The sequence below is a fragment of the Algoriphagus confluentis genome (assembly GCF_036245625.1).
Taxonomy (GTDB): Bacteria; Bacteroidota; Bacteroidia; order Cytophagales; family Cyclobacteriaceae; genus Algoriphagus; species Algoriphagus confluentis.
On sequence record NZ_BTPD01000020.1, the window covers coordinates 28685 to 49115 of the forward strand.

Below are 20431 nucleotides of genomic sequence, written 5' to 3' on the forward strand. Positions count from 1 at the left end.
AAAGGGATGTTTAGTTTATTTTTTCTTTGAAAAATAGACCTATGTCCATAAACTCAGCTTTTGTCCATTTATTTCTTTTTGGGAGGCAACCGAATATAAATCCATAGCATCTTCTCAGTATTAGCCTTAAAAAATTATACTCATGGAAGAAGAAATTAAAAATTTGAAACACCAATTGCGTTGGATGAAAGGGTCATTTTTTCTGGTACTGGCCGTGTCGGAATAGTCCTTTTTTCTTCCTCAGCACCCTCGGAGAAGGATGTATTGAGGGTAAAAGGCTTGGTCATTCTCGATGACAACGGAAGAGAACGGATGCTAATCGGATATCCGATTCCGGACTCAAAACAACGATTTAGGGATAATCATGAAAGAGTTATCCAGGAATGGTCCGCAGAAAGGGGAGGGGATGGATTTGCCGATCGTTATAAAAATGAATTTTATAACAAAGCAGAGGGAATCGTTTTCCTTAACGAAGAAGGATATGATCGGATGGCCATAGGTACGAAAATCCCTGACCCAAGTGTCGGAGTCAGACAATTTGAATCTGCCGGTATATCAGTATTTGATGAAAAGGGACATGAATATGCAGGTTTTGGCCTTTCCAAAACAAAGGACGGGAAGTATAGGACAGTTTTAGGGATGGATGATCCAGAGGTAGGAGAGTCCATGCATATGTTCATTTTGGAGGATGGTTCAAGAGGTTTGCAGATTGTGCATCCTAATGGAAGGCTCCTTCTCGGATCAGGGCCTAAAGATGGATGGGTCTTTAACTCCAAAGAAGATTTTGTAGGCGTTAAGGAAGAAGATAAAGAAGGCAAAACAATCTGGGAACAGAATGCTTTGAAATCCGTGGAGAAGTGAAATCCAACTCAAGACTAAAGGCAGGGTTTTTATCCTGCCTTTTTGTTTTATTTTTTGAAATCAGTTCGATAATTCTTGCTTTTGAAAAACTTTGACATAGTCCACGGTAAATTTTTGTGGGTAGTTTTCGGGTTTCCTATCCGAATTTTCCTGAGGAATTTCGTAAATATTTAGCATCAGCTGCATAGGATATTGAGGGGATTGACCAATGGTCCGGATTTGCTTTCCATCAATATAGAAACTCACCTCTTCCTGGGTCCATTCCATACCGTAAGTATGGAATTCGGTGACATCCAGCTCAAATGTTTCTTCAAAAAATGCATCCTGAAGTTCAGGATCCTGGAATTTACGGATTCCATACCCTATCACAGCTTTATTGCCTTCTACATTACTCCCCTTAATCTCTACTAAACAAAGCTCTGCAGAATGTTCAGGCCGGTCTTCATAGCCAATCATCCATAAGGCTGAAACATTGTCAGGATTTGCAGAGGCTTTGGCTCTTATTTCGAAATAGCCATATCTTGGTAAAAATGTATGCGCTGGTATTTGCTCTTCCCGCACCATAGCTTTGGGATGTATTCGATGTTGACCGATAGAAGTGCCCAAAGGACCTGAAAATACCCCGGTCTGCAGGGAAGAAACTCTTATGGGACCGTTAAATTCTTCAGACCAGGGTGCTTGATCATAGTCAATTTTAAGGATGAGCTTTCCATTCTCAAGAGTAAATCTGGGCTTGGTTTTTTCTCTTGAGCTCCAATGGGGAAGATAAAAAGGGATCCAGGCTTTTAAATCCAATTCTTTTTCCTCGAAATCCTGGTTGAATACCAGTTGGTATCCTTTGGCTTTGATTGTTTTGTCGTTCATTTCATTTTTTTGTTGGACCTTTAATTCTGGAAATGATAAGAATGACACCGTAAATAGGAAAAGAAAAGCTAGGGGGAGGGATTTTTTCTTAAAAGACATAATTGAAATTTCTTGGGCTATTTATTCAATGTGCTAAAGTCTTTCAAGGGATTTTTTTAGCCCAATTTTCAGGCTTCATATACCAAACAAACTCCAAATAATAGACATATGTCCATAAAATTCAAATTCTCTCCAACTAAACTGCGCATGCTGTAGCATATTCTATGCTCAGCTTCGACTTATAGTCGTCAATTAAATTACTATCAAAAATTTTATGTGTATGAAAAAGGTTTTTATTTCCTTCAGCTTGGCTATTATTAGCATTATCGGGTTGATTGCCTGTGCAGAAGATGAAAAACCGGGAATTGAGAATTCTCTGGAATTGATGGGGAAGGGCTTTTCAGATGCTCAGGGAAAACTTATCCCATTGAATATGGGAGTTGGGACCAATTCACGACAGCTTACCTTTACCTTATTGCAATCCGGACTTTATACCCAGATAGACCAACGCTCTGTTTTCCGTGCGAACACGCAGCTAGAGCTAGAGGCAATTTGGAAGAAGCATGATGCCGGAGATATAATTTTACCTGAAGTTGATTTTGAAACTGAAATGGTTTTGGCCGTTTTCAGTGGAATTCGTTCTGATTCGGGTTATAGTTTGGAAGTTACCAAAGTTTGGGAGGAAAACGGGAAAATTATCGTAGGGATAAAAGAAAAGATTGAAACCGGTGTGAAACTAACCGTAATTACTTGTCCTAACCTCTGGATTAAGCTTCCTAAGTCCAATTTGCCCATGGAAGTTTATTTCGAATAGGTTAAACAACGAGGTGTAGGAAATTCCGATAAATAGATTGGGAAGTGAATATTTTTTGAAACTCTGGGGGGAGAAATTCTTTCCCTGAGTTTCTTTTTGTAATGATTTTATTAGAAAAATTAATCCATAAAAAGAGTGTATAGCTTACTGAGCTTATTGAAAAATCATGTGTAAATTTAGGAATATTTCGAGAATTTTAGGGTTTGTTATCCTGCTTATCGCGCCTTCAGCATATACCTTAGGCAGGGTAAACGACACGGTATACATTACTCCCAAGGAGGTTAACACTGCTGTGCTTAAGCAGGGTGTACATCGGTACCTGGTTTACTTTAAAATGGGAGAACAGGCAACACGCACCCAAAGCCAGTTTTGGACCAGAGAAATTAGCCCGGTAGTCTACCGAGGCAGAGCATCCATTCAGATTACCCAAGAATGGGAGGACAAAGACAGTGTTTTACATGTGGTAAAATCTATAGCTGATGCGGAAACATTTCAGCCGTTTTATCACTATACCTGGTGGAAAGTTCAGGCATCCAGGAATTCTCCGGAAAAAATAGTCACTGAAACAGAAGTGGATTTTTTGGAAAATTCTGTCCAAGTGAACGGAAAATATTTATCCGACACGGTAAGTGACCAAAGACTGAATGCGGTTTGGAAGGCTTTTAAATCCAGTCAGGGGGAATATTTTCTAAATTGGCATTTGGATTTGGAGACCTTTCCCATCCTGCCTTACCGATCTGGTGTGACTTTTGGAATTCCCTATTATGACCCGGGTACAGGATCGGTACTAAAGCATGTTTTTTACAAAGTGAGTGGTTCTGATACCTTAACAGGTTATGACGGTCAGTTGATAGATTGTTGGGTGTTGGTCCATGAAAGCCCGGGAAACAAAGAAACATTTTATATCAGCAAACAAACAAGAGAAGTGCTCAAATTGGTACAGGAATTCGGGAAAAATATGTTTAGATATAAAATTAAATTTGCTTTTAGTGAATAACCATTGTCAATTTCTGGAGAGATCAAAGTGGAGAATTGTAGGGGTAATTCTTGCCTCAATGATTTTTTTTCAAAGCTGTAAATCTGAATTCATCCTCACTAAATTACTAGATTACCAAATCTCCTATAAGTTTTCAGAGCAGATTGAGCGGGAAGCTCAACAGGATACACTCCCCTGGCGATACCAAATTTCAGCTTCAGAGTTTGCACTAAAAGGGGATTACAGAGGAGCCTTGACTCATTGGGATTTGGCTTTTCCGGGTAGGGAGATAAATTATTCCAAAGAGAAAACAGACTCCCTTAGGGCTGTTTATTTTCCTGTAAAGGCTAAGGATTACATTCTAAAACAAGCAGAATCTCATCGGGTAATCATCATTAATGAAGCTCATCAAAACTCATTTCACCGAGCTTTCACCAGATCTTTGTTGCAGGATCTTTTCAATCTGGGCTATACCAATCTGGGCTTGGAAGCTCTTAATAATGGAGCACATAGGGATTCATTGCTCCATGAGCGAAACTATCCCATAAAAGATACCGGTTACTATATTCAGGATCCCCAATTTGGGAATTTGGTAAGAGATGCACGGGAGATTGGTTTTCATCTTTTTGCCTATGAAGCAACAGGAGGAGAGGATGGGAAGTATAGGGAAATTTCACAGGCAAAGAATATTCAGGCTATGCTGGAAGCCAGACCAAAAGAGAAATTTTTAATTCATGTTGGTTTTGATCATGCCCTGGAGGGAATCCACAACTCCTGGGAAAAAGCCATGGCAGCCAGATTAACAGAATATACGGGGATAGATCCGTTTACCGTTGATCAGGTTATGTACTCAGAGAAAGGGAATTTTAATTGGAGTCATCCTTTGTTGAAGGCTATGGAGATTTCCCAATCCACTGTTCTTATTGGGAAAGATGGAATTCCATTGGGGTATAGGAGGGGAGAGGCCTATACTGATTTGGCAGTTCTTCATCCCAAATCAGCTTTTCTTTCTGAAAGACCATCTTGGATTTTTGATGATTTCTATAAGAAAGTTGAAATTACAATTCCCAAAAAGCTAAGGGGATATCCACAAATGGTATTAGCTTATAAAAAAGGTGAAAATGTTCATACTGGTATCCCAATAGATATCGTAGAAATCAAAAGCAAAGATGAGTCTTGTGTTTTGGCTTTAAAACCAGGAGTATATGATCTGATCATAACTAACAAAAAGTTTTCCTTTAAAATGCCACTGGTTGTTGAGGATCAAAATTGAATTGACAATCATTAACCGTGTTTCTTTTGCAATTTTTGTACATTAAATGCTATCAAGTTTTTTAGGTCTTTTTGTTGATTTTAAATAATAAAGGGTAAATCTTTACCTGCTTCTTTTTGAACATTTTAAGCAAAGACCATAATGAGTCGTGAGAGAGGATTAAGGCTCCTTCGTTTCTTTATCATTAATTCTTAATTAAATTATTCAAGTTAATTGGGTATAAATGAATCCTCAGGTATTCCATCCCGATTTTTGTTTATCAGAGTATGTGCAATGCTATTGGGACTTGCAAGGGGATTTGGGCTCCACCCCCAGAAAGAACACAATTGTGTCTGACGGTACAATCAAACTGATATTCCATTACGGAGACACTTATATAAACCATAGAGAAGACGGGCAACAAGTCCTTCTTCCAAAATTTTTTTTGGTAGGGCAACTGACCAAACCTTTTGTTGTGGAACCAATCGGAATTACAGGTTCATTTGTGGTAAGGTTTCATCCTAATGGATTTTTGCCTTTTTCAACTATACCGATCAAAGACATGGAAAATGAAGTGGTTACTTTGGATAGATTGTTTGGGGCAAAAGGCATTGAACTTGGAGAAAAAATACTTAATTCAATAACAACCACAGAAAGAATTTCATTTATTGAAGAATTCCTTGTAGAACAACTAAGTGATCGGGCTGCTTTGGACTTTGTCGTTAAGTCAGCCATCCAAACAATTCAATTTAAGAAGGGCAATTTTAAGATCAGTGAGTTCTCGAGGCACCTAAATATCGATAGAAGGCAACTGGGGAGGAAATTTAGCTCCAATGTTGGATTGAGTCCTAAGCAGTTGTCCAAAACTATCCGAATCCAAACGGTATTGAAGACGTTATTGTCCCAAAATATTGATTCTTTGACTGACTTAGCTTACCAAAACGATTATTTTGATCAGGCGCATTTTATTAAAGAGTTCAAGGAATTTACCGGGTTGACTCCCAAAAAGTTCTATGGGGAAAATTTGAAAATGTCTTTGATCTTTGACACGATTACCTGACCTGTCCCATTTTTACAATTTTTCGGAAAAGTTATTGGGCAATTTTGAGTTGCGATTTTGCAACAGTAATTGACAAACGAAAAAATGATTAAAGGTAATCCCGTGGGTTGGTTTGATATCTATGTAGCCAACTTGGAAAAAGCAAAGGAATTTTATGAACAAGTATTTGAAGTTCAATTGATTGAACTGCCTATCGAATGGGGAAAGCAAGCACTATTTCCTTTTAATCCTCAAAGCCCAAATATCTCTGGCGCAATTGTTGAAAAACAGGGTTGGGAACCTGGACCAAGTAATACCATAGTATACTTTGAAACTGAAGATTGTTCGTTGCTTGAAGCAAAAATTGAAAATGCCGGAGGTAAGGTAATTCAGCCCAAAATGAATATCGGGGAGTTTGGATTTGTGTCAATTTTTTTGGACAGTGAGGGGAATACCCTTGGCTTACATTCCAGGAATTAACCCTCAAATAATCATGGGGTATGATTATGTTCTTGTGAATAGGGTTCGGGCATATTTAGCGGAAATTCCCGAAATCGAAGTAGAAGAAAAAGAGATGTTTGCGGTACTAAATTTCCTGGTTAATGGAAAAACATGTATTTGTGTGAATGAAGACCGCCTGATGCTTCGATTTGACCCAGCTTTGCAGGAGTTTCTTTCCACACGTAATGGTTATGAAACTATGCTTATGAAAGGAAAGGAATATAAGGGGTATTGTTATTTTAATTCCCAGGGCTACAAAAACAAGGATGATTTTGACTATTTGATGTTCATTTGTTTGGATTTTAATAAGGGCGCACGAAAGTCAACACCTAAGAATCGTTCAGGAAAATAAGTAAAAAAAGGAAGTCTTTTGGCTTCCTTTTTTTTGATTTGCTTGTTTTCAGGATTGCTATTTATTCCAGAAGAGTAGATACTTGACTTTCATTGATCAATTCTACCACCCCTCCTTTATCAAGTCCTAAAAAGATTCGGTCTTTATTTCCTGATCTTGTAACCTTCAAATCCCAAACTCCTCCTTTTGTGATTTGAAGAAATTTATTCGATTGCCATGTAATACCCTTGTCATCACTGTAGTAAATTTCCAATGTTTGTTGGTCTTTCCCTTTAATCCATCTGCCTGCATAAATCCGTGAGGAAACAGTGGGGCTCAGACCAATTCCAAAGAAAAAATCAGAATTTTCACTGGCATCTATCAAGGTTTGCCAAGTTTTACCATTGTCAGTTGTTTTGGACAATTCTCCTTCCCAACCAACATAAATCGATTGTGGGCTTTCTCTATCAATAACTATTTCTTTTACGGTTGTTGGGTTTGGGACTAAGTCGTACCATGATTCCTCTTCTTGATCATTTTTTATTTTTATCAGGTAACCATTTTCAATTGATCCCTGTCCTCCGGCCCAGAGTTCATCTGGTTTTAGTGGATTTACAGCTATGGTCATTAATGGTTGAGCTGCCATTCCCCAGTCCCCCCAAACAGGTGTCCAAGTTTTTCCCTTATCCAATGATTTTGCAACCACTAACTGGCCAGCGGCATAGAGATGATTGGGTTCTCCTGGAACTTCTTCAAAATCATTTAATCCATCTCTAAAATTCTCATCAGGCCCCCCAAAATTGGTTTCAAATAAATTCCAATTTTTACCGCTGTTTGTAGTCTTAAAAATTTTTACTTCTGTATTCGTGGAAGTGAAATTCACAACAGAAGCAATCATTTCGCTGGTTGTAAAGGCATGAATGTCTCTAACATCATTTTTCTGCAGTCCTAATGGAAGAAATTTTGATCCTGCCGCACTAAGCTTTTTACCATATACTCCATTCGTAGTAGCAGCAAATATCCAATCGCCCTTTATTACAAGCTCATTTACTGAAATTCCATTAAGTTCTTGACTCACAAAGGTAAATGGTCCCGAAGTGATTGGTGAGGACTCATTGTCTTCTATACATCCTGTAATGGAAAACAATAAAGCAGTGATAAATAGAATTGTTCTTGAATTTAATCGGTTCATATAAATTTTGTTTTAGTTTGGAACGAATTACTTTTTATTTTCGCTATTTGTTCTGATATATTTAAATCTCTTTTTTTCTTTTTGATATATATTAGGAGTGAGGAACTTTTTCTGAGTTGTTTGGAAAAGTTTATTCTTCTGATTCAACGTTTGGGAGGGTTTATAATGACTTAATATGATTTTCAATTTTATTATTTATGTATTTGATCTTTTGATTTCGTTTATCCCCAATGGGATTTGTTAAGAAAGGATTTATTTATTGAATCTTGATTGATTTAACTAGAATTTGAGCAAAAGGTAAAATAATATTTGTTGATTTTATTTAGACAAATGTCTATTATTTTGATTCTTCTAATTATTTAAGGTCTATGTATTTACAATTTTATCGTGATGGGAATTGTGAATTCATTATGTCACATATTTGATTTTTTTTTTGAGAAGTCCCAGAATCACTTTTAAATGCATTAAAGAATTCTCAAAATTCTTTACTAAAGCAACAAATGATTTTGGTTGGAGCTAAATATCCTTTTGTAAATGGTAGCAAACTTAATGGATGGTATTTTTTATTTGGATGATGATAATGAAGTTTAGTGGATTTGGTTTTCTTGGTTGATCTGGAATTGCTTTTTTTGAAAAAATATGGCTACTCGGGGTTTCCAAGTAGCCTATTAATATTCTTGCTTTTCTTTATACTCTTCAAATCTCCTATTCTATCAAACGGGTATATAGAGTATAATTCGGCTTAGAAAATTTTCAAGAATTATTTAATTGTAGTTACTTCCTTAGCCGTTGAAGCTCTTGATACTACGGTGCCGGTTTTGGCGTATACTCTATAGTAGTATTTTGTCTCAGCTGTGAGTCCAGACACTGTTGTACTAAGGCTGGCTATTTCTTTCTTATTGTATCCAGCTTCCAAACTACTGAAATTCGAATTTTTTGAAACATCAATTAAATAGGTCGTGGCTCTGTCTACTCTGTTCCAACTGGCTTTAAAAGATGTTGCTGTAATTTCTGAGGGGTTTTGAAGAACTGGTGTTGAAAGAACTAGATTTGGTTTTTTATCATCGTCATCATTGCAAGCCGACGCAAAGAAGATGATAATAGCTAACATGCTAATTAGCTTTTCCAAATTTGATTTTTGTTTGTTTTTCATAGAATAGATGGTTTAAATTTTACATCTATATAACGGTTTATTGAACAGCCTTGCTACAGGATTTTATTAAAAAAATGTGGTTTATTTTTAATTCAAATTTACTTCCATTTTTCTTAATTTAATTATTTATTTATGCAATCACCCAATATTCGGTATTTAAGTTAGCGGATTCATTAGAGTTTGATTTTCTGGGATTGATTATTTTTAAATATTTTTGTTTAATGTTCTCTAAATTCAATTCCAATCTCAAGTTTTTCTTTTAACATTTTTTCTTAATTGTTATAGAGCAATTTTTAAAGCTTTTCAAAAATAGAAGGGTCTAAAAGATTACAAAGTTTATAGCTTTATTTTATTTGGAAAAATCAGAATTTTCTGAGATTCAGATCAATTTGGTGACTATGGCATATGAATCGTTCAGAAATGTTAATGAATTCTACCGGGAATTGGGCGTCTTCTGATGACTAAGACAAAAGTATTCAAAGTAATTTTAAAAAAATTTTATTTTGTATTTTTTAGATTGGTTCAAAATATGGGAATCCTTAAGAATGATTGGTTAACTGGAATAATGTCTTATTAATTTAGTCTCGTTTCTCGATTTCTCCATCCGATTTATCTAGGTTTACCCGGAACTGTTTACTTATTCGATAATAATTATCCTTCTCGAATATGAGAGCTTCCAGAGCCCATTCTCCTGCAGTATCTGGGATAAAGGTTGGAGTTTTTGTTTTCCCTTTGGTGAGTTTTAGCTGGGGAAACATGGCCTGTAATGAATTGGAGGATGGGATGGGTAGATCAGTTTTCATGATGGGTGAGCGAGGGACACGGACGTCCTTCAAAAAATTCCTGGAATTGGGGATGTTATTTTTAAGTGCAAATTCATTGTTTTTAGTGTAAATCAACACTAGACCATCACCTACCTCTTCGCCTAAATTTGTTTTTTGAACAGTGTTTCTGTGATAATAAATTTCTATTTTCTCGAGTGTATTTATGTCTATGGACAATAATTCCTCCAAGTTTGTTATTCTATAAAAATCTATTAGTACCAATGGTTTTTTGTCAAATTTTACCTGGTAATTATCGGTGTTTGCTACCCAAAGTTCTTTTCTATTTTCAGTTTTTGATTTTTTGATTTTTAGAGGGAAAAGAATCTCTTTGGCAAATTTTTCAAAGGATTCAAATGCATAATAATCCTCAAGAATAAAAACTTCATCGGGTGTAAAGGGAGAAGTTAATTCTACTACTTCGTCCCGGACTTCAAAATGAGTTTGATAAATTTTACGCTTTATTTTTTCATCGAATGTAGACTTGGGAAGTGAAAAAGAAAAAGATTTGGGAACTGTAACTTCAGGAAAATAGACAGTCGGATCCAATTGCTGGGGTTTATATCCGAACATGGGGCTGTAATCCTTTAAATAAATAGTATCATGCTTTATCAAGTGAAGGTTACTTACCGAAGAAACGGGTTGAAAATTCTGTGAATTAAATTGTTTCCAATTGGGATGGTTTAGGATATCTACCCAATCTTCAAGAAAACTATCTTCTTTTTGTTTTACCAAGACAAATGCTTCTTGAGAGGGGTTGGGATATCCGGAAAGCTCAGCTTGGATGGGCTGATTTATGGGATTGACTGAAGTAAGCATTACTTTTCCATGGGGTACGAAGGCCGGATTTTTAACCTGATAGGTCCAAACGGGTTTAAATTGATGGTTTAAGACCGTTAGTTTGTAGGTTTCGTAATCGATAATTAAAGATTGGTCTATCGGGTTATTTCCTTCCTTCAGTTCGATTTCCTCAATAATTTTCCAATCTGTATGGACAACCAAATACTTCCCATCGGAATTGAAGTTTTCCCGCTTCAGGGAGTGTTCAAGTGGGTTCCAGATCCAGTCCAATTGAGGAACGGAATATTTCTTATTTCTAAAAATCAGGCTGAGATTTTTTTCGGCAGGGATCTTCATAAAGGTTTTCTTAAGACTTGGTACCTGCTCTATAATTTGAAGGGTCTTTCCATCGGAATTCTGCAGTTCAATCAATTCCGGTTCAGGTGAGGTGTGAAGGAGAATTAGACTGGGATTTTCAACTGGATTTAATTCCACAAACAATGAAGGCTCTCCGGAAACCTCAGGCAATTGGGGATTAAAAACCAGGAAATTTTTTCTGGCAACAGGAAAGTTATTGAAACTGGTCATCCATCTGCTATAAACCAGCAGGGAATAAACTCCGGATGGGCTATTTTCTGAAAGGAAAATATCTCCAAATATCATGTCCTGTCCACTCAGTAGCATTTTCTCCCGATAAACCTCTTGACCTTTATGATCCACAATGGAGATATAGGCCAGTTTGCTGTATCTGAAACTGTTATGATTTTTTAAAAGTTTGGCCCCAAACCAAATCCGGTCTCCTGAAAGGTATAAATCCTGATCAGTTTGAATTATGAAGTTTTCCAATTCAAGAACTTGGTTTTCCAAATTCTGAGCAATTGAAAAATTGCTTGTAATCAAATAAAATGTAAGCAGGAGAATAAAATTCTTCATGGTAGGAAAGGACTTGGCTTAAAAGGAGATGCATCAGTGAAATATTCGTCACAGGAAAATGCCACACTGACTAATGGTTCTAGGTAATGGTTAAGTGAAAGGCTTTGCCGTCTAATCTCGCTTCTTGAAAACATTTTTGTATATCTGGTTTCTTGGAATAAGAAAAGGCCGCCCAAAACAACTTCATTTCCTCCGTTTGATTTTCGAATATTTCCCTTGATCCGGAATGGAGCTGGATCAAAAATGCTTCCTGTATTCCGCTGTTGAATACTTACCTGCTCAAAATATTCACTTCCAAACACGTTGAGAACTCTTAAGGTTGTCTCTACATAAAATCTCCCAAAACTGGATAAGGGGATTTCTCCAATTTTTTTTTGATAGGATCTTCCCTCGAAATTTTCGTTGAGTTGGAAGTTCATTCCCTTAAATAAATTGGGCTCATTTCGATAACAGGTGCAAAGGCAGTTATCAAAATTGGATTTTGTGAATAATTCCGAGATTCCTTTAGAGGTACTCAGGTACCCCAAATTCCCCTTACCGGGATCTGAAATTTCAACATTGACCTCAGCAAAAGTTCTGGTTTGTAGTAGGTTCCCAGCTTGACTAGGAATAAGGACAAGCCTCTCTATAGCATTTACTTCCATATCTTCTACTTGAACTGATGGTGGGAACTTCTCCCATGAGCTTTCAAAATTTTCACCTTCAATCGTTTGAAAAATCAGTCTGAAACTTTCTCCTTCTTCAGGATTGATTTCTTCTTGTGGATAATATTTATCATCCCATTGTCTTTTAAATGGAATTTTTTTCCCATCCTCCCGTTCCAAAAAAACATCAACAAGTTCAACAGAGACAGTTCCAATGTCCGCTGATCCCGATACATAGGCTCCACTGGTAAAAACCTGAACATAGGATTGGCCTTCTTTAGGGCCTATCCAGGCATCTACAACCAGCACAGGGCTTACTTCCTTACTTAAGTTAAGTTTGATTTCGTCCACGCAGGAAGAAAAAAGTAGGGCAAGAACAAGGCAACAGAAGAATTGGGTTGATTTCATTGGATGGAGAAATTATAGGTAATAGAAGGAATTATTGTTCCTATTACTGCCAGTCTGTATGATTTAGGAATTCCTGAATCAGGATTGGGTTGGAAAAACCAGGAAAACGCATTTCTTCTTCCATAAACATTATAGACAGAAAGTGTGAGTTGGCTTTTGTATTTGCTGTTTTTCTTTTGGTAGAAATAGTAAGTCATTGCCAAATCCAGTCGGTGGTAGTCGGGGATTCTTGCTTGGTTTCTTTCCTGATAGTCGATGACTAAATTCCCTCCGATATCATATATTCCACTGGGAAGGGTAATAGGTCTTCCTGTTCGGTAATTAAAAGTAGCATTGAAGGAAACTCTTCTGACAGGCTTATAACTCCCTACAAAAGTCAAATCATGCGGCTGATCCCAATTGGCAGGAAAATATTCTCCTCGGTTAATTTGAATGTCTTCGGCTGAATTGACCCTTCTCAAACTTCGGGAAAAAGTATAAGCTACCCACCCATTAATCCTACCTCCGTTTTTTCGGATCAATAATTCTGATCCATAGGCATACCCTTCACCCATAATTAGATCAGTTTCTAGATTTGGGTTTAAAAACAGGCGCGCCCCATCTCTGTATTCAACGATCTGAGGCATGTCTTTATAATACATTTCTAAAGACGTTTCGATGGTATTCATTTTAAAATTCCGATACAAGCCTATGGCATACTGCCAAGCTTCCTGAGGTCGGATATACCTATCACTCAATTTCCACAAATCAACCGGTGCTGATGCAAAATTATTGGTCAAAAGATGTAGGTATTGCAGGTTGCGGTTGAGGGAGGCTTTAAGAGAAAATTCCTCAGAAATTGAATATCTCATTGCCAGCCTGGGTTCAAGTCCTCCATAGCTTTGGATGACCTCTCCTTCTTCAAAGGGCAAAATCTCGACGATTCTATCTGTTTTTTGGGGAATTTGGCTTTCATAAACCAAAACTTCACCAGGTCCAAGAGCCACAAATCTTGAATAGCGCAAGCCAGCCTGTCCCTGAAGGTTTTCTGAAAATTTTAGGGGAACCTCAACAAAAACAGCTCCCTCCAAGCCTTGCTCTCGGGGTAAATTCACGGGTTTGATTGCTGAATCGCTGTTTTTTGGAAGTAAACTTCCCAACCCCAATTCGTACCTGTTGATTTGATAGCCTGCCTTGATTCCTTCCCATTTTTTGCCTTCCCATTCCAGACCTTGCTGGATACTGAAATAGGTGATGGTGGAATTCATTTCAAACTCACTAGGGAATTTTTCTCCTACAACAGAATAGTCATAGCCAGAATAGGCCAAAATCATCTCGTTCCCCAAGTTTTCTCCCCAAGAATTGCTCCATTTTAGACTGGCAAGGTTGCTTCTCCAAGTATAGGCTGTATCTGTTCCGAATTTGAAATAGTCTGAACTTGAATACAGGCTTAAGGCTAAGGTATTTCGATCATTGATTCTGTGATCGATCCTTAAGTTGGCATCCTGAAAGTTGGTTTTGCTGTTGTTGAGTTGGATATTGGGAATTCTCTTTAGTATCCAATTGGGATATGCTGCTCTACCTGATGCGAAAACTTGGGTCCTTTCTCCAATAGGTCCATTTAGACCCAGTCGACTGGAAAGGAATCCTATCCCCCCTGCATAATTCCATTCCTCCTTGTCTCCGGATCTGGTGCTGATAGTAAATACAGAACTTAAACGTCCTCCAAATTCGGCAGGAACGTCTCCTTTGAAGAGTTGGGCATCTTTTACAGCATCAGGATTGAAAATCCCGAAGAAACCAAACATATGGGAAGGGTTAAAGACGGGACTTCCGTCCATCAGGATAAGATTCTGATCAACTCCTCCACCTCGGACATTAAAACCTGAGGCCCCCTCACCAACCGTGGTGACTCCGGGTAATAATAACATTCCTTTTACCAAGTCTACTTCTCCGAGCAATGGGGGAAGAAGTTTTAAGTCTTCCATGGGCATTCGTGCTGCACCCGGTAAAGTGCTCATCACATTTGCATCAATGGCCCGATCCGAAACTGTAACCAAATCCAATTCATTGATGGATTCAAAAAGTTCAACGCTTAAGGATAATTCTCCATAGACTTTGATTATTCTTCTTTCTGAAGTTTTTCCCATGGAGCTGAAATAGGCTAGGTAAGTGCCTTCTGGAACCTGAAGTTCAAATTTCCCTTTTTCATCGGTGCTGGCTGCCAATTCAAGCTGGGGAATGGAAAATAAGGCCCCGGCAATATTGGATTGAAACTCATTGTCCTTTATTATTCCTTGAACCGGGTATAACCTTTTCTTTTTTTCAGCGGATGTTTCCGATTCTGAAGCTTGGAATCGGGTTTTTAGATAAGAGGGGTAAATTATAATGTAGCTGCCTTGAAACTCAAAAAACGAATAGTCTGTGTCCTTGACCAAGGCCTCAGGAAGTCCCTCGATGCTTTCAATTGAAGAAGGGATTCGGAGCTTGCTCACATCCTTGTCCAATAGTAAAATCTGTTTCCCGGTCTGTGTCCTATATTCTTGGATTTTGGTTTTAAAGGTTCCTGGGATATCGGCTTGCTGAGAAAAGGCACTGGGAATATAAACGACCAGAAAGACTAAATAAATGAAATGTTTCATGCTAGAGAATTGGTTCCAATATGTCTGATTTTGCCAAAGGGGAAGAGGATTTCAGAAGTAATCCCTTTCTTTTTGGACATAGGTGAAATAAACGGGAGGATTAGATTGGCTTTGAAAGAAAAATCATTATCCAGCCCCCTGATTATTTTCTAAATTCAGGATCTGAAGGAAGAGCAGCTTGAATTTCCTGTACGTTTTCCAGTTCTCTTTGCAGAAATATGAGTAAATAGGCTTTTTCCTCCTCATTAAGGGTAGATAAAAACAATTGCAGCCTTTTTAGTATATACTCTACCTTAACTACTCGGATAATCTTGGGGGCTTTTTTTTCGTTGGAGGCCCGAACCATAATTCCCAATAATTGGCCCTGAAAATTAAACACCCCACCTCCGCTCATTCCGGGGAAGACCTTGAGAATCCAAAAAGAATTCCACCTCCGGGCGAAAGGGGATTTCCCCTTCTGAATCTCCTGCTTCTTTTAACCGACTCCAACAGACTTCGGCCTCTGCTAAGGTCAGCACCCTTCCTATAGCTACGGCACCTTTGGGAAAATTTTTAGTATCCCCAGGAAATCCCATGCCTATTGCTGTTTCCCCCGGACTGGGCTTTGCCCAGGTTTTGTCTGCCAAAGTCCTTTGGTAAGGGTCAAACAGCTGTAAGGGAGTCGATTTATCCAAGATTTGGGGATATTGGGGAAAGAGTTTAGCCTCAATCTTTTGGTTGTCTGTCAATCCAAGGTAAAAATCCTCTTCTGGAAGAATGGAAGAATTTGTTGCTTCGGGTGAGATTTCCAAATGAAGCAAGGGGAAATCTGCTGATAGAATATTACCGGGTAATAGTGAACCGTCTGGGGAAGGTACCTGTGAGGATTCAAAAATTCCAAGATTATTGTTTGAATGCTCAAACCACTCCGGACTTCTTTTTGCCCAGCCAGAAACTGGATAAATGTGGTTGGCACTTAAGTATAGCCCTATTCCCCAATCGTTTTTTCTGCTCCAAATCGTTTTTGAACCGCTTCCTTTTTTTCCGATGCTTCCTCTTATTTTTTCTAAAGCAGACCTTAAGTCTTCTCTCTGGTGATTTAGAATTTCTTCGGTGGGGTATAAATGATGGTAGGTTGGGGAGGAAGAATCGGGTACGGATTCATCAGGGTAGCAGGAAATTAAGGTGGCTAGTATTATCCCCAGTAGGATCTTGGAATAAAAGGTGGATTGGAACATAACAGCGCATTGAGATTTTTATTCTGGCAGATTGGATCAGCAAGATGGACTGATGGCTTAATTGGGGACGAACCGGAAGAAGGAACGCGACAGGAAGACTCAAAAAGTAGACCTTTGTCCCATTTTTTGTTTAAAAAGTAGTTTTCAGAGAACCTACAGATTCTACTGGCAGTAAATCATTGTCGGCCTAGCAGAGATGATGCTTTTTTGAAAAGCTGAATCCTTAACAAGAAGTGCCGGATTTAGAATTTGATAGAGTTTTGATCAATGAAGACAGTAAATACCCAGGGTAAACTTATAACAGTATTGGAGCTGATTATCAGAATCAGTCTATTTTTGGTTTTTGCCATAGCAGGTTCGGGAAAGTTCGATTCCCAAAGTGTTATGGCTGAAAATTTTATCCGATGGAACCTGGGAATTCCGATTATGTTTTTTGTGGGCTTTTCAGAAATTCTTGGCGCTGTATTGCTTCTTTTTACCAAAACACTCAAATACGCAATTATTCTACTTTCCGGAGTGATGTTAGGTGCGACAGGAATTCATTTTTTGAATTGGGATGAAATGGGATTTCCCGGGCTTAATTTGTTGCTGCTCTTCCTTTTGATGTTGATCCTTCAGGTCAATCTAAAGTTATTGGCGAGGAAACTATGAATCAGTTGCCCGTATAGAGAAAAAAAGCGATCGATTTTTTTGCTTGAGGGCCCATGCCCAGAAAAGATAGGATCTCGATTCATCCTCTTCTTTTCTGGACCTTAGTCTAATTTTTGTCTTAACAACTGAAAAATTAAGACTACCTGGGATTTCATTCTATATATTCATTTTTCGCAATATTCACTTCGGCTCCAAAACGACTAATGGACTATTATCTTCCAAGAATTCCTTCTCGAACAATTCAGATTTACTGGACGGGTTTTCCCGATAAATTTGATTTTTTTCCTTCACTGACATGAAATCAATTTCCATTTCTACCAATAAGGGATATGCTGTTTCGGCCACCGTTTATGAAGGTGAAGGGGATTTGGTCCTGATTATTTCATCTGCAACTGGGGTAAAGCAGGGATTTTATTCAAGCTTTTCCGATTACCTTCAATCCTTTGGGGTAACGGTGATTACCTTCGATTACCATGGCATTGGCCATTCATTGAATAGCCCAATAGAAAAATTATCCACGCGGCTTTCTGATTGGGGAATGTATGACCTTGATGCAGTCATTCAGTTTGCAAAATCCAACTATTCCTTGGCTAAAATTACCTTATTGGGCCATAGCATTGGAGGCCAATTGGTAGGATTCTCCAGGTCTTCCTTTCAACTGGATAGAATAATTTTGGTAGCTAGTCAGTCCGGCTATTGGAATCATTGGGAAGGAATGGATAAACTTAAAATGTGGATTTATTGGCATGTGATTTTTCCCTCCCTGAGTTCATTTTTCAATTATTTTCCCTCAAAAAGTTTAAGTAAAATGGAGAATCTCCCCAAGCAAGTAGCCATGCAATGGTCTTCTTGGGGTAGAAGCTCACATTACTTTTATTCGGAATTTCCTGAAGAGGGTCTTTTTTTTAAAAGCATTGAAAGTAAAATTACCTCAATCAGTATAGAAGGAGATGACCTGGCTCCTAAGCTGGGTGTAGAATGGTTAACCAGCCAGTTTAGCAATGCGAAAATCAAAAGAATCCATTTTGAACCCAAGGATTTTGGGGTGAAAGAAATCGGACATTTCGGTATGTTCCGAAATGAATTTCAGGACAATTTCTGGAAAATTATCCTGGCAGAAGCATTGGACTGATTCTAGTTGCTTTATAGGTTTTGCCCATTTAAGTCGACGAATCCGGAAATTCCCTCAGGAAGGTTTGCTATATAAAGCAAAGTATTGAATTGAATAGCTGCCTTTTATATACAGATAGGTGTTTCTTGAGATCAAAAGTCAAAAGATTTACCTCAAGGTACACGAATGTTCAAACAGCCTAAGGGTCAAGGAGTCTTCCATGTGTTGAAGGATCTCCAGTTTTTAATTTTCTTCCCTGGGTAAGGCACCTCAGAATGTCAGATTTTTGACCAGTCAGGAAGGATCAAATCAGGTCTCTGATACACGTTTGAGAAATTCCAGTATCATTTTTTCTTTTCTGACCTTTTTTCTGACAACAAAGGTGAATAAAAACAAGAATCCATATCCACTTAGGATTACATAAAGAAACATTCCGGAGGATAAAGTATCTTTAAATACAGGGACTAAAAAGGTGAATCCCAAAAGGTAAATGCCATATAAGATCGGAATGAATATCCGATTTACTCTGTTTTTCCAGAAGTAGAATTTGGTGATTTTTTCCCTGAATTCTATCATAGCCAAGTCGGGTTTGACGCTGTTGAATTTGAAAATACTGAGACCTTCAAAAGTCACACGAACCATAATAGCCCCAATCATTAAACCCAAACCTAAGGTATATCTGGAGGTTCCGGTGTGGAGTACCCAAAGGGAATAGCTGATTAGGATTACCAATAAAATGATCAAGGTAAACAGGGTTTTCTGTTGCCCGGTTCTCATCTGTTTGATATGGCTTTCTATTTTAACCAAAAACTCATCCGCTTGGGTTGGGATTAGGCCCAAAGATTGCCTGTTCCACAAGTTCTTCAGTTCGTCAAACTTCTCCATTTTGAACACATAGGGTTAATTTCTTCTTGATTCTGTGGATGTTTACCCGTAGGGCGTCCTCCTTTATTCCGATAATTTTGGCGATTTGGGGATAAGGAACCTCATCCAATACCATTAAAATGATGACCTTTCCCCTTTCGTCAAGTTTTTGGATGCAGTCATACATTTTCTTGATTTTTAATTCTTCTTCATAAGAATAATTCTCAGAAAGCAGCTGAAAGAATGGGGTGAAATTTTTTTCCTTTCTGCTGTTGTCTTTTCTGATCTGCATAAGGCAGGTATTTACCGCAATTTTATAAATCCAGGTTCCCAGTTCAGAATCCTGTTTAAATGAGTTAATATTTTCCCAAACCTTAAGGAATACTTCCTGGGAAGTGTCTAATGCCAATTGCTCATCTCCGTTAAAATAACCTTTGCACAATCGGAATACCTTTGGATAGTATGCATCAAAAATTTTTGTGAATTCGGCTTTCCTCTCCACCTTATCTGAGTCTTGTTATTAGTTGGTCAATAAACCACTCCGGTTGATCATACATGATAAAATGAGCTGAATTTTCAGCAAATTGAAGGTCTGCGGTAGGTATTTGCTGATATTGAATTCTATAGTTTTTTTCCACTGTTTGTCTATCCGGATAGGTCGCTGCTAAAATGGAAACCGGAATGGTGATTTGTGCAATGGATTCTCTTAAATCCAGATTTAAAAGATCCACGTAACCATAAACATAGGTTTTCCGATCTGCCTTGTTCAACCAGGATAAAATTTGACTGTGCTTTTGAGGAGTAAGGCACATAAATTCCACAGTTTTGGAATTCATAGCAGAAAAGGCAGCTGCGTCCATGGTCAACATCATCTTGTTTTGGGGATTTTCATATTCTATCAGCTTTCCCTGATATCCTGGAATCATCAGTGCAGCCATGGAGGGAAGGGCATCCACGATAATCGCCTGACTGAAAAGATTCCCATCCGTAGAAGCCAACCAAAGGCTGAGGGTACCTCCAAGACTATGTCCCAACAAAGCGGGTTTGTTCAATTGTTTTTCTTTTACATAACCAACGATATCTTTTTTAATTGTGCTTAACCATGCCCCTTCTATGGCAGGAACTCCACCAAATCCTGCGAAAGTAAAAACATGGCACTCATGAGTCTTGGAAAGTTCTTCAACAGTTTCATTCCATACCTCACCTGAGCAACCTATGCCGGGGAAAAGCAATACAGGGCTCCCTTTACCTTTTACAATTACTTGAAATGAATTTTGAGCATGTGAAAATTGGTTTAAGCAAATAATCAGTAACAGAATTATACTTCCTTTGGCTCTCATGATTTAGGATTCTTTATTT

Annotated in this window: 19 protein-coding genes; 9 read left to right on the plus strand and 10 right to left on the minus strand. The window is 38.1% G+C overall.

Features of this window, described 5'->3' with window-relative positions:
- Window positions 1-180: 180 nt before the first annotated feature.
- The gene (locus tag AAA943_RS20710; RefSeq protein WP_338226293.1) at window positions 181-861 is read left to right on the plus strand and encodes a hypothetical protein; all 681 of its coding nucleotides are present in this window, start codon (window positions 181-183) and stop codon (window positions 859-861) included.
- 60 nt (window positions 862-921) lie between these two features.
- On the opposite strand, the gene AAA943_RS20715 is transcribed toward AAA943_RS20710, so the two are convergent.
- On the minus strand, window positions 922-1725 hold the full coding sequence (locus AAA943_RS20715; RefSeq protein ID WP_338226294.1) for a glycoside hydrolase family 16 protein: 804 nt from the start codon (window positions 1723-1725) through the stop codon (window positions 922-924).
- A 319-nt stretch (window positions 1726-2044) separates the two neighbouring features.
- Here AAA943_RS20715 and AAA943_RS20720 point away from each other — a divergent pair, with 319 nt between their 5' ends.
- The 6 genes from AAA943_RS20720 (at window position 2045) to AAA943_RS20745 (ending at window position 6698) form a co-directional block, all read left to right on the plus strand.
- The gene (locus AAA943_RS20720; RefSeq protein WP_338226295.1) at window positions 2045-2578 is read left to right on the plus strand and encodes a protease complex subunit PrcB family protein; all 534 of its coding nucleotides are present in this window, start codon (window positions 2045-2047) and stop codon (window positions 2576-2578) included.
- Window positions 2579-2744: 166 nt separating this feature from the next.
- Window positions 2745-3575 (plus strand): DUF3108 domain-containing protein, encoded by an 831-nt coding sequence (locus tag AAA943_RS20725; RefSeq protein WP_338226296.1) that lies wholly within the window; start codon window positions 2745-2747, stop codon window positions 3573-3575.
- Window positions 3576-4038: 463 nt separating this feature from the next.
- The gene (locus AAA943_RS20730) at window positions 4039-4827 is read left to right on the plus strand and encodes a hypothetical protein (protein WP_338226297.1); all 789 of its coding nucleotides are present in this window, start codon (window positions 4039-4041) and stop codon (window positions 4825-4827) included.
- Window positions 4828-5050: 223 nt separating this feature from the next.
- A complete protein-coding gene (locus AAA943_RS20735; RefSeq protein WP_338226298.1) occupies window positions 5051-5866 on the plus strand; it encodes a DUF6597 domain-containing transcriptional factor in 816 nt (271 codons plus the stop codon).
- A gap of 69 nt (window positions 5867-5935) precedes the next feature.
- Complete coding sequence (locus AAA943_RS20740) at window positions 5936-6325, plus strand: VOC family protein (protein ID WP_338226300.1); 390 nt, start codon at window positions 5936-5938, stop codon at window positions 6323-6325.
- Window positions 6303-6698 carry a TfoX/Sxy family protein gene (locus tag AAA943_RS20745; protein WP_338226302.1) on the plus strand — a complete coding sequence of 132 codons (396 nt, stop codon included), beginning with the start codon at window positions 6303-6305 and terminating at the stop codon, window positions 6696-6698. The genes AAA943_RS20740 and AAA943_RS20745 overlap by 23 nt, the downstream gene beginning before the upstream one ends.
- Before the next feature lie 61 nt (window positions 6699-6759).
- Here the strand turns inward: AAA943_RS20745 and AAA943_RS20750 are convergent, their stop codons facing one another.
- The 6 genes from AAA943_RS20750 to AAA943_RS20775 all read right to left on the minus strand — a co-directional run bounded on the left by AAA943_RS20750 (window position 6760) and on the right by AAA943_RS20775 (window position 16446).
- Window positions 6760-7869 (minus strand): sialidase family protein, encoded by a 1110-nt coding sequence (locus AAA943_RS20750; RefSeq protein WP_338226303.1) that lies wholly within the window; start codon window positions 7867-7869, stop codon window positions 6760-6762.
- A 760-nt stretch (window positions 7870-8629) separates the two neighbouring features.
- Window positions 8630-9022, minus strand: coding sequence for a fibronectin type III domain-containing protein (locus tag AAA943_RS20755; RefSeq protein ID WP_338226304.1), 393 nt, complete (start codon window positions 9020-9022; stop codon window positions 8630-8632).
- Between the two features lie 578 nt (window positions 9023-9600).
- Window positions 9601-10662 (minus strand): hypothetical protein, encoded by a 1062-nt coding sequence (locus tag AAA943_RS20760; RefSeq protein ID WP_338226305.1) that lies wholly within the window; start codon window positions 10660-10662, stop codon window positions 9601-9603.
- An 890-nt stretch (window positions 10663-11552) separates the two neighbouring features.
- Entirely contained in the window at window positions 11553-12551 is a 999-nt protein-coding gene (locus tag AAA943_RS20765) for a DUF4249 family protein (RefSeq protein ID WP_338226306.1), read from the minus strand.
- 53 nt (window positions 12552-12604) lie between these two features.
- Entirely contained in the window at window positions 12605-15229 is a 2625-nt protein-coding gene (locus tag AAA943_RS20770; protein ID WP_338226307.1) for a TonB-dependent receptor, read from the minus strand.
- A 371-nt stretch (window positions 15230-15600) separates the two neighbouring features.
- Window positions 15601-16446, minus strand: coding sequence for a hypothetical protein (locus tag AAA943_RS20775; protein ID WP_338226308.1), 846 nt, complete (start codon window positions 16444-16446; stop codon window positions 15601-15603).
- Window positions 16447-16713: 267 nt separating this feature from the next.
- Here AAA943_RS20775 and AAA943_RS20780 point away from each other — a divergent pair, with 267 nt between their 5' ends.
- Together AAA943_RS20780 and AAA943_RS20785 are read left to right on the plus strand one after the other, a co-directional pair.
- Window positions 16714-17097 carry a DoxX family protein gene (locus tag AAA943_RS20780; protein WP_338226309.1) on the plus strand — a complete coding sequence of 128 codons (384 nt, stop codon included), beginning with the start codon at window positions 16714-16716 and terminating at the stop codon, window positions 17095-17097.
- Between the two features lie 295 nt (window positions 17098-17392).
- Complete coding sequence (locus tag AAA943_RS20785) at window positions 17393-18229, plus strand: alpha/beta hydrolase family protein (protein ID WP_338226310.1); 837 nt, start codon at window positions 17393-17395, stop codon at window positions 18227-18229.
- Window positions 18230-18517: 288 nt separating this feature from the next.
- Here the strand turns inward: AAA943_RS20785 and AAA943_RS20790 are convergent, their stop codons facing one another.
- From AAA943_RS20790 to AAA943_RS20800, 3 genes are read right to left on the minus strand one after another with little or no spacing between them, the layout of a single operon-like run.
- A complete protein-coding gene (locus tag AAA943_RS20790) occupies window positions 18518-19093 on the minus strand; it encodes a hypothetical protein (protein ID WP_338226311.1) in 576 nt (191 codons plus the stop codon).
- Window positions 19080-19574, minus strand: coding sequence for an RNA polymerase sigma factor (locus AAA943_RS20795; RefSeq protein ID WP_338226312.1), 495 nt, complete (start codon window positions 19572-19574; stop codon window positions 19080-19082). Before AAA943_RS20795 ends, AAA943_RS20790 begins: the two co-directional genes overlap by 14 nt.
- Window position 19575: 1 nt before the next feature.
- On the minus strand, window positions 19576-20412 hold the full coding sequence (locus AAA943_RS20800) for an alpha/beta fold hydrolase (RefSeq protein WP_338226313.1): 837 nt from the start codon (window positions 20410-20412) through the stop codon (window positions 19576-19578).
- Between the last annotated feature and the right edge of the window lie 19 nt (window positions 20413-20431).